Origin of the sequence: Serpens gallinarum (genome assembly GCF_014836765.1) — a bacterium.
GTDB classification, from domain to species: Bacteria; Pseudomonadota; Gammaproteobacteria; order Pseudomonadales; family Pseudomonadaceae; genus Serpens; species Serpens gallinarum.
Map to the genome: position 1 here is coordinate 62,698 of NZ_JACSQG010000012.1, position 16,411 is coordinate 79,108.

The following is a 16,411-nucleotide window of genomic DNA, read 5'->3' on the forward strand; positions in this document are numbered from 1 at the left end:
CCCTGGACGCTTGCCGAGCTCAGAGTTTTAGTCCTCATAAGCCTCCATAGGCGGACAGGCGCACACCAGGTTGCGATCGCCGTAGGCGTTGTCAATGCGCCCGACCGGCGGCCAGTACTTGTTGTTTACGAGGCTGGTTACGGGGTACACGGCCTGTTCTCGGCTGTAGAAGTGCGTCCAGTCACCGACCAGTTCAGCAGCGGTGTGCGGGGCGTTTTTCAGGGGGTTGTCCTCGGGGTCCAGGTCGCCTTTTTCCACCGCCTTGATTTCCTGGCGGATGTGGATCATGGCAGCGCAGAAACGGTCCAGCTCTTCCTTGGATTCGCTTTCGGTGGGTTCGATCATCAGTGTGCCGGCCACGGGGAAGGACATGGTGGGCGCGTGGAAGCCGAAGTCGACCAGCCGCTTGGCTACATCATCGACGCTGATGCCACTGCTGTCCTTGAGAGGGCGCAGGTCGAGAATGCACTCGTGGGCAACCAGTCCGTGGCTGCCGCTGTAGAGAATCGGATAGTGCGCTTCCAGGCGTCGGGCAATGTAGTTGGCATTCAGGATCGCCAACTGCGAGGCCCGCGTGAGGCCAGCGCCGCCCATCATTTTCAGGTACATCCAGGAGATCGGCAGAATGCTGGCGCTGCCGTAGGGCGCCGCGCTGACCGCGCCTTCCTGGCGCTCCAAATGAGCGTGTCCGGGCAGGAACGGCGCCAGGTGCGACTTGACGGCGACCGGCCCGACACCCGGGCCGCCGCCGCCGTGGGGAATACAGAAGGTCTTGTGCAGGTTGAGGTGCGAGACATCGCCGCCGAAGCGCCCCGGCGCGCAGAGGCCGACCATGGCGTTCAGGTTGGCGCCGTCGATATACACCTGGCCGCCATGCTCGTGAATGATCCGGCAGATTTCGCCGATGCCTTCCTCGAATACGCCGTGGGTAGACGGGTAGGTAATCATCAGTGCCGCCAGTTGGTCTGGATGGGCTTCGGCCTTGGCGCGCAGGTCCTCGATGTCCACATTGCCCTGGGCATCGCAGGCCACCACCATCACGCGCATGCCGGCCATGCTGGCGGTGGCCGGGTTGGTGCCGTGGGCCGACGCGGGAATCAGGCACAGGTCGCGCTGTCCTTCGCCGCGGCTGCGATGGTAGGCGCGGATGGCCAGCAGTCCGGCGTATTCGCCTTGCGAGCCGGCGTTGGGCTGCAGAGAGACCGCGTCATAACCGGTGACCGCGCACAGCATGGCTTCCAGTTCGTCGGTGAGCTGCCGGTAACCCTGACTCTGCTCGGACGGCGCGAAGGGGTGCAGCTGGGAAAATTCCGGCCAGCTGATGGGCAGCATTTCGCTGGCGGCATTGAGTTTCATGGTGCAGGAACCGAGCGGGATCATGCTGCGGTCCAGCGCCAGATCCCTATCGGCCAGCCGCCGGAGGTAGCGCATCAGCTCGGTTTCCGAGTGGTAGCGGTTGAATACGGGATGTTCGAGAAAGCGAGAGGTGCGCAGCAATTCGCTCGGCAACGCATCAGGCGTGGCTGTAGCCAGGGAGGCGAAATTGGGCAGCGTTTTCTGGTCTTCGGCAAATATTGCCCATAGGCGCTCGACCAAACTCTGCGTACTGGTTTCATCCAGGGACAGTCCGATCTGGTCGTCATTGATTTCGCGCAAGTTGATACTGGCCGCGCGAGCTCTGGCATGCAGCTCACGGGTGCGAGCGCCGCTGGCCAGGGTCAGGGTGTCGAAGGCGTATTCCTGTTGTACGTCCAGGCCCAGCTGGCGCAAGCCGGCGGCGAGGATGGCTGTCAGGCGATGCACGCGAAGGGCAATGCGGGTCAGGCCTTGGGGGCCGTGGTAGACGGCATACATGCTGGCGATATTGGCCAGCAGCACCTGGGCCGTACAAATGTTGCTGGTGGCCTTCTCGCGGCGGATGTGCTGCTCGCGGGTCTGCATGGCCAGGCGCAAAGCCGGCTGGCCGTGACGATCCACCGAAACGCCGACCAGGCGACCGGGCATATCGCGTTTGAAGGCCTCGCGCGTGGCGAAATAGGCGGCGTGGGGGCCACCGAACCCCAGCGGTACGCCAAAGCGCTGGGCGCTGCCGATGGCCACGTCGGCGCCGAACTCTCCGGGTGGGGTGAGCAAGGTCAGGGCCAGCAGGTCGGCGGCGACCACCACCAACGCCTGGGCGGCGTGCAGGCGCTCTACCAGGGCGCGGTAGTCGAACAGTTCGCCCGTACTGGCCGGGTATTGCAGCAGGGCCCCGAAATAGCGTCCCGGATCGTCGAGTTGCTGCTCATCGCCAATCACCACTTCAATACCCAGGGGCTCGGCGCGGGTGCGCAGCACATCGAGGGTTTGTGGGTGACAGTGTTGTGAGGCGAAGAACGCCTGGCTCGCCTTATTCTTTGAGAGGCGCCGGCAGAAGGCCATGGCTTCGGCGGCGGCGGTGGCTTCGTCGAGCAGTGAGGCGTTGGCGATAGGCAGGGCGGTGAGGTCGATGATCAGCGTCTGGAAATTCAGCAGCGCTTCGAGGCGACCCTGGGAGATCTCCGGCTGGTAGGGCGTGTAGGCGGTGTACCAGGCCGGGTTTTCCAGTAGGTTGCGCAGGATCGGTGTGGGGGTGTGGGTGGCGTAATACCCCTGGCCGATGCAGCTGGTGAAGAGTTGATTGCGCGCGGCGATGGCCTTGAGCTCGCTGAGGGCTTCGGCCTCACCCAGGCCTTCTGGCAGTTCGAGCCCTAGGGTGTCCTTGATGCTGGTGGGAATGACGCGGTCCGTCAGGGCATCCAGGGAGTCGAAACCGAGCGAATCGAGCATGACCGCGATATCGGCTTCGCGCGGGCCGAGGTGGCGATCGATGAATTCGTTACGGGTGTACAAGTCATGCAAGGTGGTCATCGGGCGGTTCCTTTGAGCGGCGGTCTGGCTGCCATGCCGCTCAAGTGTTGACCCCGACGGTGATGCCGTCCAGTAGCCGCGTTGTTCAGCCCACCCGGCGCAGGCTGAGCATGACGATACCGCTGAGAACGATGGCACCACCGACCATTTGTAGCCCACCGAGCATCTGGCCAAGAATCAGCCAGCCCAGCATCAGGCTGGCAATGGGTTCGATGTTCATCACGGGTGTGTTCTGCGCCATGTTCAGGCGGGGGAACAGGATGAACAGCAGCGAAAAGGGCGTGCCATACAGCACCGCCAGCGCGGCCAACCCCAACCAGCCGCTGGTACTGGCTGGCAGGCTCAGCGCGCCGGGCATGAGGTCGCTGACCCCGACTAGCAACATGCTGGTGAACACCACGGACATGGTCAGCATGCTGCGCAGCGCCCCTCGCACGTCGGCCAGCTTGTGATCGGTGACCCAGAGTGCTCCAGCAAACGCACTGGCCGCGCAGAACGCCAGCAGCACCCCAAGCAGCCAGTCACTGCTCGGTGATGCTTCGGCGCTCAAGCGGGCTGGCACATCCAGCGCCAGGACCAGGCCGAACAGAATCAGCGCCATTAGCAGGCTGGTGCGCCGTCCCGGTGCGCTGCCGCCCAGTGCCCAGGTAAGCAGCGCCAGCAGAATGGGGAACACGTTGGCCACCAGCAACGCCAACGCAACCGGGATGCGGGCGACTGCCGAGTACAGGGTCAGGCTCTGGGTCGCAATCAGCAGGCCGAGCAGCAACTGCCAGCCGCGCGTCCCGCCAGGCAGCTGCAGGCGTTGGCGCTGCCAGCACAGAATGCCGATCAGCACCAGCAGGGTCAGTCCTGACCGGCACAGGACAGCTAGCAAGACACCCGCACCATCATCGAAGGCGATGCGTGCGGCGATGTGGTTGGCGGCGAATGAACAGGCCAGGCAGGCCAGTATCAGAACCGCGACGGGACGTGAGAAAGGCGTCGCAACAGCAAGAGAACTACGACTGGACATGAACGGAAGAGCGCCTGGGGCAAGAGGGCTGAAAAGCTTTCGAGCATACTCTTTTCTGCCGCTTGGGTGTGCGGACCGGGCGTGGTAGAGCAGCCGCAAAGTGCTCGTCAGCAAGGATTGCCCGCACAGACGAGGCGCTGTCAATTGCCTGTGAAGCGGCCGTTCGTCTGCTTTTGCCAAGGAGGCTCTGTGGTACACTTCGCGCCTTTCGTATGCCGCGCGCAGACGGCTTTTGGGGCCGATTTTCGACGTGCCCGAGCCTGAGAAAAACACACGCGTCCACCGAAGGAAACCCATGACGTTCAAGGGGTCGAACAATTTTGCCCGGCTAGCGTTACGCGCTCGTACGCTACGCCGTTTCGTAAACCCGCTGGGTACCTGCGGCCGCCCTTGTTCCGCGCGGAGCGTCGGGGTTGTGCCGGTTGGCGGAGTGCGTCCATGCGCCTGAAGAGCATCAAGCTGGCGGGCTTCAAGTCCTTCGTCGACCCCACCACCGTGAGCTTCCCAAGCAACATGGCGGCGGTGGTCGGGCCCAATGGTTGCGGCAAGTCGAACATCATTGATGCGGTGCGCTGGGTGATGGGCGAAAGCTCGGCAAAAAACCTGCGTGGGGAGTCGATGACCGACGTCATCTTCAACGGCTCCAATACCCGCAAGCCGGTGACCCAGGCATCGATCGAACTGATCTTCGACAATTCCGACGGCACCCTGACCGGCGAATACGCGGCGTTCGCGGAAATTTCCATCCGCCGCCGGGTGACCCGCGACAGCCAGAACACCTATTTCCTCAATGGCGTGAAGTGCCGTCGCCGCGATATCACCGATATCTTCCTGGGCACCGGTTTGGGGCCACGCAGCTACTCGATCATCGAGCAGGGCATGATCTCCAAGCTGATCGAGGCCAAGCCTGAGGATCTGCGCAATTTCATCGAGGAAGCCGCCGGCATCTCCAAGTACAAGGAGCGCCGCCGCGAGACCGAGAACCGCATTCGCCGCACCCACGAGAACCTGGAGCGTCTGACCGATCTGCGCGAGGAGCTGGAGCGTCAGCTCGACCGTTTGCACCGCCAGGCCCAGGCGGCCGAGAAGTATCAGGAGTACAAGGCCGAAGAGCGCCAGCTCAAAGCCCAACTGGCCGCCTTGCGTTGGCAGGCGCTCAACGAACAGGCCGGCCAGCGGGAACGAATCATCGGCGACCAGGAAGTCGCCTTCGAGGCGCTGGTGGCCGAACAGCGCAGTGCCGATGCGAGCATCGAACGCCTGCGCGACGGCCATCATGAGCTGTCGGAATCGTTTAACCAGGTGCAGGGGCGTTTCTATTCAGTAGGCGGCGATATCGCCCGCGTCGAGCAGAACATTCAGCACGGCCAGCAGCGGCTGCGCCAAATGCAGGACGACTTGCGTGAAGCGGAGCGCCAGCGCGAGGAAACCGAGTCCCATCTGGGGCACGACCGCACGTTGCTCGCCACCCTGGATGAAGAACTGGCCATGCTCGAACCCGAGCAGGAGGGCAGCATCGCCGCGGCTGAAGAGGCCGCCGCCGCGCTGGAAGAGACCGAAGCCGGCATGCATGCCTGGCAGGAACAGTGGGATGCGTTCAGTCAGCGCAGCGCCGAGCCGCGCCGCGCCGCCGAAGTGCAGCAATCGCGCATTGTGCAGTTGGAACAAAGCCTGGAGCGGTTGGCCGAACGCGAACGGCGCCTGCGCGATGAGCATGCGTTGCTTGCCGCCGATCCCGAGGATGCGGCGATCCTCGAGCTCAACGAGCAACTGGCCGTCAGCGAGCTGCAACTGGAAGAGCTGCAGCTGGAAGAACACAGCCTGGGCGAGCAACTCGATCGACTGCGCAGTGAGTTGCAGCAGGCGACCCAGGCCCAGCAACAGGCCCAGGGCGACCTGCAGCGACTAAATGGCCGGATCGCCTCGCTGGAGGCCTTGCAGCAGGCGGCGCTCGATCCCGGCAAGGGTGCAGTCGAGTGGTTGCGTGGCCAGCAACTGGAGCAGCGTCCGCGCCTGGCCGAAGGCCTGCGTGTCGAGTCCGGTTGGGAGTTGGCGGTAGAAACCGTACTCGGTGCAGATTTGCAGGCGGTGCTGCTGGATGATTTCGCCGGGCTTGATCTGGCGGGCTTTGCCCAGGGCGAGTTGCGGCTATTGACGCCGTCATCGGGCGCAGCGCGTGTGCCGGGCAGCCTGCTGGACAAAATCGAATCGCGCAGCGATCTGGCGCCCTGGTTGGGTCAGGTGCGGCCGGTGGAAACGCTGGAGGAGGCGTTGGCGCGCCGCGGCCAGCTAGGCGACGGAGAAAGCCTGATCAGCCGCGACGGCTATTGGGTTGGTCGACATTTCCTGCGTGTGCGTCGTGCCGGCGAAGCCGAATCCGGAGTATTGGCTCGTGGCCAGGAGCTAGAGCGTTTGCACGCCGAGCGCGAAGAGCGCGAAGCAACGCTTGAAACCCTGGAAGAGCGGCTGCAGCAGCTGCGCGATAGTCAGCTCCAGCAGGAGGAACGGCGCGAACAGCTGCGTCGTCAGCAACAGCATGAAGCCCGCTGCCTGGGCGAGTTGAAGGCTCAGTTGTCCGCTCAGCAGGCCAAGGTGGAGCAGCTGATCCTGCGTCGTCAGCGCCTCGATGAAGAGTTGAGTGAAGCTGCCGAGCAACAAGCTCTGGAGCAGGAGCAATTGGGCGAGGCGCGCTTGCATCTGCATTCGGCGTTGGAGTCGATGGAGCAGGACAACGTCCAGCGCGAAAAACTGTTGAGCGGCCGCGACCAGTTGCGGGAGAGCGTCGAACGCAGTCGCCAGGAGGCTCGTCAGCACAAGGACCAGGCCCATCAGTTGGCGGTGCGTATCGGCTCGCTCAAGGCGCAGCACGACTCCACCCGCCAGGCGCTGGAGCGGCTGGAGCTGCAGTTTGAGCGGGCGCTGGAGCGCCGAGAGCAACTGTCGCTGAACCTGGAAGAGGGTGCCGCGCCGCTCGAAGAACTGCGCATGAAGCTAGAAGAGCTGCTCGAGCTACGCATGGGCGTGGAGGAAGAACTTCAGCGAGCCCGGCTGGCCCTGGAAGACGCCGACCGCGAGCTGCGCGATGCCGAAAAGCGCCGCACCCAGGCCGAGCAGCAGGCGCAACTGCTGCGTGGCCAATTGGAACAGCAGCGTCTCGACTGGCAGACCCTCGACGTGCGCCGCAAGGCGCTGCAGGAGCAGTTGGTGGAGGACGGCTACGACTTGCACGGCGTACTTGCCACCTTGACCGCCGAGGCCTCGGAGGCCGCCTGGGAAGAGGAGCTCGAACGTCTGGCCGGACGTATTCAGCGCCTGGGGGCGATCAACCTGGCGGCCATTGATGAATACCAGCAGCAATCCGAGCGCAAGCGCTACCTGGATGCCCAGGATGCCGATCTGGTGGAAGCGCTGGATACCCTGGAAAACGTGATCCGCAAGATCGACAAGGAAACCCGCAACCGTTTCAAGGAAACCTTCGACCAGATTAACGCCGGTCTGCAGGCCCTGTTTCCTAAGGTATTCGGTGGCGGCACTGCGTACCTGGAACTTACCGGCGAGGATTTACTCGATACAGGGGTGGCGATCATGGCGCGCCCGCCGGGCAAGAAAAACAGCACCATCCATTTGCTCTCCGGCGGTGAGAAGGCGCTGACCGCGCTGGCGTTGGTATTTGCCATCTTCCAGCTCAATCCGGCACCTTTCTGCATGCTTGACGAAGTCGATGCGCCATTGGACGACGCCAACGTTGGCCGCTATGCGCGGTTGGTCAAGGAAATGTCGGAGAAGGTGCAGTTCATCTATATCACCCACAACAAGATTGCCATGGAGATGGCCGACCAACTGATGGGTGTGACCATGCACGAGCCCGGCTGCTCGCGGTTGGTGGCGGTGGACGTCGAAGAGGCGGTAGCGTTGGCGGAGGCGTAGGCACGCCGGCTTTCGCAATTACGGCGAAAGAACGTAAGAGTGGAACGGGGGCGGTACAAAACAGCGGGACAGCGTGTTAATTTATCGGGCCTTTCCAGCTCTCGGAAAGACTTGCAAGAGCTTTCAGCTAACGTCACGACCATTTTTTCGCAGGCCGGATGTGCCTGTTTTTCATCACATTTTCAGGGGTCAAGGATTTCATGGGTATCGGTCTGCGGGAGTGGCTGATCGTCATCGGCATTATTGTGATCGCCGGCATTCTGTTCGATGGCTGGCGCCGTATGCGTGGCGGCAAGGGAACACTTAAATTCAAACTCGACCGGAAGCTTGCCAGCACATTCGCTGATAATCCCGAAGATGAGACGCTCGGTCCCGTGCGCATCGTTGAGCCTGGGACTGCGCGTGGCGATGAAAAGAGCCGGCCCGCCGCGGGCAAGCCTGGCGTTGGGAAGAAGCGGCTCGAGCCGGAGATCCGCCAGCGCAACCTCGACCTTGCGATTGATGAGCCGGTACCGACCTTGCTAAATCCACTGGATGAAGGCGACTCGGAAACTCAGGCGGCGGAAGGGAGCGAAAGCCCCGTCGAAGAAGTGTTGGTGATCAACGTGGAATGCCGCAATCCGGAAGGCTTCAAGGGGCCCGCACTGTTGCAAAGCATCCTGGAAAGCGGTTTGCGGTTCGGCGAGATGGATATCTTTCACCGCCATGAAAGCATGACTGGTCACGGCGAAGTGTTGTTTTCCATGGCCAACGGGGTGAAGCCTGGCACGTTCGATCTGGACGATATCGATCTGTTCACCACCCGTGCGGTGAGCTTTTTCCTCGGGCTGCCGGGGCCGCGTTATCCGAAACAGGCGTTTGACGTGATGATTGCCGCTGCCCGCAAGCTTTCCCAGGAACTTGATGGCGAGCTGAAGGACGATCAGCGCAGCGTGATGACCGCGCAGACCATTGAGCACTATCGTCAACGTATCATGGAGTTTGAGCGTCGGCAGATGACGCAAAAACGCTAAATCCCCATGACAAGGCCTCAAGCTGCAAGCCGCGCGCTTGGCTTGAGGCTTTGTCATGTCTGCAACACACCCGCTTGCTTCAGCTACGAACTGCGCATTGAACCTCGGTTTTTGGTCAAATAGCAGGGACGTCGCCCGGTAAGCGGATAATCATCTGTACGAGAATTTGCAATGACCGATGCTCAATCCGCCGCCGAACGCATAGCCGCGCTGCGCAGTGAAATAGATGCGCATAACTATCGCTATTACGTGCTCGACGAGCCCAGCGTTCCGGATGCCGAATACGACCGGTTATTCAGCGAACTCAAGCGCCTGGAAAACGAGCATCCCGAGCTGGTGACACCGGAGTCGCCGACGCAGCGAGTAGGCGGCGAAGCACTGGCGGCGTTTGGCCAGGTGAAGCATGAAGTGCCGATGCTCAGCCTCGGCAATGCCTTTGAAGAACAGGACCTGGTGGATTTTGATCGCCGCGTGCGCGAGGGGCTGGACCTGCCGGCTGGCGATCTCTTCGGCGGCGGTGCTGAGGTGGAATACAGCTGCGAGCCGAAGCTCGATGGCCTGGCGGTCAGCCTGTTGTATGAGAACGGTCAACTGGTGCGCGGTGCGACCCGCGGTGACGGCAGCACCGGCGAGGACATCAGTGCGAATGTGCGTACGGTGCGCAATATTCCCCTCAAGCTGCAAGGCTCCGGCTGGCCTGTGGTGCTGGAGGTACGCGGGGAGATTTTCATGCCCAAGACGGGGTTTGAAGCCCTCAACGCCCGCCAGTTGGAAAATGGTGGCAAGCCGTTCGCCAATCCGCGTAATGCTGCCGCCGGCAGCCTGCGCCAGCTCGATCCGAAGATTACCGCCGGGCGTCCACTGGAATTGTGCGCTTATGGCGTGGGACGCAGCGACGGAGAGCTGCCGGATACCCATATAGGCATTCTCCAGGCGCTTAAGGGCTGGGGCCTGCCCATTAGCCGGGAATTGAAACGGGCCCATGGGGTGGCGGAGTGCCGTGCCTATTTCGACGATATAGGCACCCGGCGTGATGCCTTGGCCTATGAAATCGATGGCGTGGTATTCAAAGTCAACACGATGGCCCAGCAGCGTGCGCTGGGCTTTCGTGCCCGTGAACCGCGCTGGGCCATTGCCCGTAAATTTCCGGCCCGCGAAGAAATCACCGAGCTGCTCGGCGTGGAGTTCCAAGTCGGGCGCACCGGGGCGATCACACCGGTGGCGCGTCTCAAGCCGGTACAGGTGGCGGGGGTGACGGTATCCAACGCCACCTTGCACAACATGGATGAAGTTGCGCGCCTCGGCGTGATGGTCGGCGACACGGTCATCGTCCGTCGCGCTGGCGATGTGATTCCGCAGATTCTCGGTGTGATTGCCGAGCGCCGCCCGGCCGATGCACGTGCGGTACAGATTCCGCAACAGTGCCCGGTATGCGGCTCGGCGGTGGAGCGCACCCAGTTGATCAAACGCAGCAAGGGCAAGGAGTCGATCAGCGAAGGTGCGGCGTATCGGTGCATCGGGCGCTTGAGCTGCCAGGCGCAACTCAAGCAGGCCATCATCCATTTTGTCTCGCGGCGCGCCATGGACATCGATGGTCTGGGCGACAAGATCGTCGAGCAACTGGTGGACAAGGGGCTGGTCAGTTCGCCGGCGGATCTCTATACCCTGACATTCGAGCAAATTGTCGAGCTGGACGGCTTCGCCGAGCTGTCGACACGTAACCTGCTGGCGGCCATCGAGCACAGCCGCCGGCCGACTCTGGCCCGGTTTATCTATGCCTTGGGCATTCCCGATGTGGGCGAAGAAACTGCCAAGTTGCTGGCACGCGCCCTGGGCACGCTGGCGCGCATCCAGGTGGCCTTGCCAGAGCTGCTGTCCTGGCTGCCCGAAGTGGGGCTGGAGGTCGCCCATGAAATTCACAGTTTTTTCCAGGATACGCACAACCTTGAAGTCATCGAGCAACTGCTTGCGCGCGGAATTGAATTGCAAGAGGAAGGCGAGCTGCATCCCGACTTCGCCGGCTGCGTCAGCCTGGCCGGTTTTATCGACAAGCTGAACATTCCGTTTATCGCCGCCACGGGGGCGCAGCGCCTGGCGGACAGATTCGGCAGCCTGGAAAGCCTGATCGATGCAGACTGGCTGGATTTGCGACAGATCGAACGGCTTACCGAAAAAGCTGCGCGCTCGTTGCGTGATTTCTTCGATCAGCCGGAAAACGCAGAGCGCGCCCGCTCCATTGAAGCGCAGCTGCGTGAGTTCGGCATGCATTGGCACAGCGAAAAGCAGCAGGTTGAGGGGCTGCCGCTGGCCGGGCAGACCTGGGTGCTTACCGGCAGCCTGGAAAGCATGAGTCGCGATGTTGGCAAGGCTCGCCTGGAAGAATTAGGTGCCAAGGTGGCAGGCTCTGTATCGGCCAAGACCAACGCGGTGGTCGCAGGTCCGGGAGCCGGCTCGAAGCTGGCCAAAGCCACTGAGCTGGGCATCAAGGTACTGGACGAGGCGGCATTCGTGGCGCTGCTGGCGGAGCTGAATGGCTGATTGCAGGCTACGCAGGTTACCAGACAGTTGGCTAAGCCTACTGCTCGCTGATCGGCACCAAGGACCGGTGGAAGGTGGATTTTCCCCGTGTTTTTCGTCAGACTCCGCGCCGTTTTCAACGGTCGCGATGGCTGACGGGAGTTCATTATGAATGCGGTAATTGCAGCAGTCGGCATCATGCTGGTGCTCAGCTTGTGCCGGGTACACGTAGTGGTGGCGTTGATTGTCGGCGCGCTGTCCGGTGGCCTGCTGGGCGGCCTGGGTATCGAAGGTTCGCTGACTGCCTTTAATAAAGGGCTGGGGGGCGGCGCCACGGTGGCTTTGTCCTATGCCTTGCTGGGTGCTTTTGCGGTGGCCATCGCCAAGTCCGGTGTGGCGCATGTGCTTGCTGACAAGGCGCTGGCTATGGTGGGCCGGCAGGGCGACCGCGGTAGCGCCCGCACCTTGAAATGGATGATGATCGGCCTGCTGCTGGCAGTGGCGGTTTCTTCGCAAAACATCCTGCCCATTCATATCGCCTTCATTCCCCTGCTGGTGCCGCCACTGCTTTACGTGCTGACCAAGCTGCAGATTGATCGCCGGCTGATCGCCTGCACGCTGACGTTTGGCTTGATCACGCCCTATATGTTTCTGCCGGTCGGCTTCGGCAATATCTTCCTCAACGAGATTCTCCTCGCCAACGTGGCGCGTAGTGGTGTGGATGTAACGGGCATCCATATCACCGAAGCCATGCTGATTCCGGCGCTAGGCATGGTGGTCGGGTTGTTGATCGCGATGTACAGCTACCGCAAGCCGCGAGTCTACGATCTGGAACGCATCGAGCAGGCCGAGCAGGTGGATGTGCGTTATAACGCGCGCAGCCTGCTGGTAGCCCTGGTGGCGATTGCCGCCGCCTTTATCGTCCAGTTGTGGGTGGGCTCGATGATCATTGGCGCACTGGTAGGATTCGTGATCTTCTCGGTATCGGGGATCGTGCGTTGGCGGGAGGCCGACGACCTGTTCACCGAGGGCATGAAGATGATGGCGATGATCGGCTTCATCATGATCGCTGCGTCCGGCTTTGCCGAGGTCATGCGGGAGACAGGCGAGATCAAAGGCCTGGTAGATGCCTCGGTTGCCTGGATCGGCGACAGTAAGGCGGTGGGCGCGCTGATGATGCTGCTGGTTGGCCTGGTAGTCACCATGGGCATTGGTTCGTCCTTCTCTACCGTGCCGATCATCGCCGCGATCTTCGTTCCCCTGTGCATACAGCTGGGCTTCAGCCCGCTGGCCATCGTCAGCATCATCGGCAGCGCCGGCGCCCTCGGCGATGCCGGCTCACCCGCCTCGGACTCGACGCTCGGCCCTACCGCGGGGCTCAACGTCGATGGCCAGCACAACCACATCTGGGACACGGTGGTGCCGACGTTCTTGCATTACAACCTGCCCGTGCTGGTGTTCGGCTGGGTTGCTGCGATGGTCCTGTAATCTCGTTGCCTGATGCAAAAAATCCCCGGTAGAAGAAATCTTCCCGGGGATTTTTTTGTTTGTAGGGGCTGCACGGCTGGCTTCAGACGGTGCGATCCCGCGAACGAACGCAGCAGGTTAGACCGGCATGCTCCAATCATTCAGAGCGAAGCCTTCTGCGCTGAGCTCCTGGCGGGCCTTGTGTAGGACTTTGGCCAGGTGTTCGCTGTCACTGTAATCCTTCATCGAAACCTTGGAGCGGCTGACCACGCTGGAATTGGTACGGTCGATTACGCTCAGGCTCAGTTCGCCTGTGTAATCGGCCGCCCAGGCAATGCATTGAAACGGTTGAAAGGCGCGGTCGGCGATGAGAAGTGCTTCGTTAACACGGAGCGGGGCGGTCATGGGGTAATTCTCCAAAAAAGTGCCCAAGGTGTGAGTGCCGGAGCGTTGGCTACGGCTGGGTTACAAACTGATAGATGGTCGAACATTAGCCAAAAGTCACATGGTGTCGTTCGGTTCATTTTTTTGTCGTGTTTTTATAAGCTCGTTTAAACGAGCAAGGCACGTATGGTTTGCTGAAACTCACACAAGGTTGGGTAGCAGACAGGCGGTAGAAGTTCCCGGAAAAACCTTGCTAACGTTTAGCTGCTACGGGCAACACCCTGTTTTTCTTAATTTTTATAACCAAGGAACGGTTATGCATGACTCTGTTCCAGTCGTCCGCCACCTGTTGATGGTTGATCCCTGCGTGGCCTGTCATGGTTTGTCACCCAGCCTTCAGGCCGCGGGCTGGGAAGTTCGCAGTTGTGTCCTGGAAAACGCCTTGTCTCAATCCTGTCACGTCGGAATGATCCGGCTACAGCATGCCCATTTGACCAACCTGGAACCTCTGCGTCATATGCTGAGCCGTAGCACCAGCGAATGGATTGCGGTGCTGACAGCAGATTTTCTGCAGCAGCAGAATGTGCGGGATTTTATTTGCGAATGGTTTTTCGATTTTCACACCTTGCCGTTTGACGAGGCCCGCGTACAGGTAGCTATTGGACGTGCTTATGGCATGTCGCGTCTGCGCTCCAGAGTGGAGGTGCAACGCTCGGGTAAGCTGGACGAACTGGTAGGTGATAGCCGTCCCATGAATGAAGTGCGCAAGTTGGTCGGCAAGTTTGCTCCCACGGATACGCCCGTCATGATTCGCGGTGAAAGCGGCACCGGTAAGGAAGTGGTTGCGCGGGCCTTACACCGCATGTCGCACCGCGCGGAAAAGCCCTTCATTGCCATTAATTGCGGCGCCATGCCGAAAAATCTTATTCAATCTGAATTATTTGGCCATGAAAAAGGAGCATTCACCGGAGCTCACCAACGTAAGGTCGGCCGTATTGAAGCGGCAGATGGCGGTACTCTGTTTCTGGACGAAATCGGCGATCTGCCCTTGGAGCTGCAAGCCAATCTGCTGCGTTTTTTGCAAGAAAAACATATCGAACGAGTCGGTAGCAGTGTGTCCTTATCGATGGATGTGCGTGTGCTATCAGCCACCCATATCGATCTTGAAAACGCGGTGCGCGAGGGGAGCTTTCGGGAGGACCTGTATTACCGGCTGAATGTGCTGCAAATTCGCATGGCGCCATTGAGGGAGCGGCTCTCTGACGTGCCCCTGCTCGCCACTCGTTTCGCTCGGTTGTACAGCGGAGAGACCGGGCGACGACCGCGTAGCTTCAGCGAAACGGCGATGCAGGCGATGAGTGAGCACCCCTGGCCAGGCAATATTCGCGAGCTTTCCAATCGCGTTCGGCGCGGCTTGGTATTGGCGGAAGGGCGTCAGATCGAGGCGCGGGATTTGGGTCTGGAGATAGTCACGAGTGGGGGCGGAGCAGTGTGCACGCTGGAGCATTACAAGTTGGCTGCGGAGCGGCAAGCACTGAGCGAGGTCATGAAGCGCTATTCCAACAATTTGAGTGAGGCCGCGCGAGTCCTGGGGATCTCGCGTCCCACCTTTTATCGTTTGCTGCACAAGCACGACATCATTTGATCCAGATTTACCTGCAACGGGGTTCAGAAGTAATAGGGGAATTTTAAGCTGAAGGTAAAGTCGGGAGCGTCCGGAGTCAGGCCCAGGGAGAGATTCGGGACAATCGCCAGATTGTTGTTCACCGAATAAGTCATGCCCAAGTTGAGAAAAGCGGAATTGGCATCGCTGCCCACGACCGTGTACCAGCCACTGCCGTCCTGTTTGATGCGGCTTTTCTGACTGATCAATTGTGAATACGACATCGACAAACTCATTTTTTCATTGAGTGCAAACGCCAGCCCCAGGCCATATTGGAACCAGTTGCCCAGCCTTATTGATCCCCCCAGTTTGGTGCCTTGGTTTGCACTGATATCGCTGAAGCTTTCCTCGAAATTATAGGTGTAGGAGAGATTGCCAAAAATCACCGCAGGATCCACGGTTTTCACGAGGGAAATGCCAGGGCTGACGGACCAGACACCGTTACCCGTCGGTATATCTTCGGGCACAGTCAGGCTGTCATTGCCGGCGACCTGTATCAGTTTGATCCCATAGGGGTGAGTACCCGTGGGCGCTTTGACGCGAAGGCTCAATACCGTATCGGGTGTATTGCCATCCTGATCAAGGATTTTGAAGGAAACGCCTGCACTTACATCACCCAGTTCCGGGCCGGTAGTGACATCACTGCCTGACACCTGCACAGATGCATTGCCCGCCCCACCTGATTCATAGGTGACGTTGCGATACAGCATGGGGACGTTCAGATCCACCTGCCAATTGTTGTTCATGTTGTAGCGGCCAGTAACATCCAGGGTGAAGTTATCTGCGCTGATCTGATCAATGTTGATATTGCCCAGAAATATCGAGTCCAGTGCCAGAAATCCGTTAAGGATCAGTTGGCGCGTTTCGTAATGGCTGTAGGTGATCCCGGTTTCGAGGCTGTAGGTACCACCGCCGAAAAAGCCCGACGCTTCGTCATACAGGTTTTCCACGCTGCGTACGGGGGCGGCGTCGTCCTGTAGATCGGCGCCATACCCTTCGCTTTGCGGAACCTTCAGCGTGCGGCTGGGCGGATACTGGCGAGCCACGGTGATTGTGTCTTGGTTCTGCGTCTGTCCAGCTGCGGGCTGTGGCTGTATGGGCGGCGCAGGTGGGGAAGACGGAGGCGCCTGTACAACGGGTGTCGGATGCCTAACAGGTGGAGCGCTGGCTAGCGAAGCGGAGCGGGGTTGCGCCGCAACGGGTGTAACCGGTGCGATTGCGGCTGCGGGAGGTGTCTGCGCAGGCTCGGGCTGGGCTTGGGCAGCGGGTTTGGGTTGAGGGCGGCGCACTGGTGGTGGGTCGCTAGCAGCAGGCGGCTCGACTGATTCCGTCACGAGTTTGATGTCTTGTTCAAGGACCGCCATTTCTTTTTTATAGGAATCGTACTGCTGACGTAATACTTGGATTTCCTTTTCAAGGATGTCGATTTCAGCTTGGGTGCTGGCCTGTAGTATCGAGGCAGGTAGCAAGGCGCTGAGGCAGATTGCGCCACGTAGCGGTAGCGGACGAAACATGTCTGGCATCCATGTCTGACTA

The 16,411-nt window shown here is 60.6% G+C and carries 9 protein-coding genes; 5 read left to right on the forward strand and 4 right to left on the reverse strand.

Annotation, left to right across the window (positions count from 1 at the left end; translation table 11 throughout):
- Positions 1-27: 27 nt before the first annotated feature.
- On the reverse strand, positions 28-2,889 hold the full coding sequence (gcvP, locus tag H9642_RS16445) for an aminomethyl-transferring glycine dehydrogenase (RefSeq protein WP_251837552.1): 2,862 nt from the start codon (positions 2,887-2,889) through the stop codon (positions 28-30).
- Positions 2,890-2,974: 85 nt separating this feature from the next.
- On the reverse strand, positions 2,975-3,904 hold the full coding sequence (locus H9642_RS16450) for an EamA family transporter (protein WP_251837553.1): 930 nt from the start codon (positions 3,902-3,904) through the stop codon (positions 2,975-2,977).
- 438 nt (positions 3,905-4,342) lie between these two features.
- Here H9642_RS16450 and smc point away from each other — a divergent pair, with 438 nt between their 5' ends.
- The 4 genes from smc to H9642_RS16470 all read left to right on the forward strand — a co-directional run bounded on the left by smc (position 4,343) and on the right by H9642_RS16470 (position 12,849).
- On the forward strand, positions 4,343-7,831 hold the full coding sequence (smc, locus tag H9642_RS16455) for a chromosome segregation protein SMC (protein ID WP_251837554.1): 3,489 nt from the start codon (positions 4,343-4,345) through the stop codon (positions 7,829-7,831).
- Positions 7,832-8,031: 200 nt separating this feature from the next.
- The gene (gene zipA / locus H9642_RS16460; RefSeq protein ID WP_251837555.1) at positions 8,032-8,844 is read left to right on the forward strand and encodes a cell division protein ZipA; all 813 of its coding nucleotides are present in this window, start codon (positions 8,032-8,034) and stop codon (positions 8,842-8,844) included.
- A gap of 171 nt (positions 8,845-9,015) precedes the next feature.
- On the forward strand, positions 9,016-11,382 hold the full coding sequence (gene ligA / locus H9642_RS16465) for an NAD-dependent DNA ligase LigA (RefSeq protein WP_251837556.1): 2,367 nt from the start codon (positions 9,016-9,018) through the stop codon (positions 11,380-11,382).
- Positions 11,383-11,529: 147 nt separating this feature from the next.
- A complete protein-coding gene (locus H9642_RS16470) occupies positions 11,530-12,849 on the forward strand; it encodes a Na+/H+ antiporter family protein (protein WP_251837557.1) in 1,320 nt (439 codons plus the stop codon).
- Positions 12,850-12,966: 117 nt separating this feature from the next.
- Here H9642_RS16470 and H9642_RS16475 read toward each other — a convergent pair whose 3' ends face one another.
- Positions 12,967-13,233, reverse strand: coding sequence for a hypothetical protein (locus tag H9642_RS16475; RefSeq protein ID WP_251837558.1), 267 nt, complete (start codon positions 13,231-13,233; stop codon positions 12,967-12,969).
- Between the two features lie 295 nt (positions 13,234-13,528).
- Here H9642_RS16475 and H9642_RS16480 point away from each other — a divergent pair, with 295 nt between their 5' ends.
- Positions 13,529-14,857, forward strand: a complete 1,329-nt coding sequence (locus tag H9642_RS16480; RefSeq protein ID WP_251837559.1) for a sigma-54 dependent transcriptional regulator — start codon at positions 13,529-13,531, stop codon at positions 14,855-14,857.
- Between the two features lie 23 nt (positions 14,858-14,880).
- Here H9642_RS16480 and H9642_RS16485 read toward each other — a convergent pair whose 3' ends face one another.
- Positions 14,881-16,389, reverse strand: coding sequence for a transporter (locus H9642_RS16485; RefSeq protein ID WP_251837560.1), 1,509 nt, complete (start codon positions 16,387-16,389; stop codon positions 14,881-14,883).
- Positions 16,390-16,411 lie beyond the last annotated feature (22 nt).

Bases quoted from the DNA above. Each gene is read 5' to 3' on its own strand.
- smc (WP_251837554.1), top strand. From the start codon at position 4,343: ATGCGCCTGAAGAGCATCAAGCTGGCGGGCTTCAAGTCCTTCGTCGAC.
- ligA (WP_251837556.1), top strand. From the start codon at position 9,016: ATGACCGATGCTCAATCCGCCGCCGAACGCATAGCCGCGCTGCGCAGT.
- zipA (WP_251837555.1), top strand. From the start codon at position 8,032: ATGGGTATCGGTCTGCGGGAGTGGCTGATCGTCATCGGCATTATTGTG.
- H9642_RS16480 (WP_251837559.1), top strand. From the start codon at position 13,529: ATGCATGACTCTGTTCCAGTCGTCCGCCACCTGTTGATGGTTGATCCC.
- H9642_RS16485 (WP_251837560.1), bottom strand. From the start codon at position 16,389: ATGTTTCGTCCGCTACCGCTACGTGGCGCAATCTGCCTCAGCGCCTTG.
- H9642_RS16470 (WP_251837557.1), top strand. From the start codon at position 11,530: ATGAATGCGGTAATTGCAGCAGTCGGCATCATGCTGGTGCTCAGCTTG.
- H9642_RS16450 (WP_251837553.1), bottom strand. From the start codon at position 3,904: ATGTCCAGTCGTAGTTCTCTTGCTGTTGCGACGCCTTTCTCACGTCCC.
- gcvP (WP_251837552.1), bottom strand. From the start codon at position 2,889: ATGACCACCTTGCATGACTTGTACACCCGTAACGAATTCATCGATCGC.
- H9642_RS16475 (WP_251837558.1), bottom strand. From the start codon at position 13,233: ATGACCGCCCCGCTCCGTGTTAACGAAGCACTTCTCATCGCCGACCGC.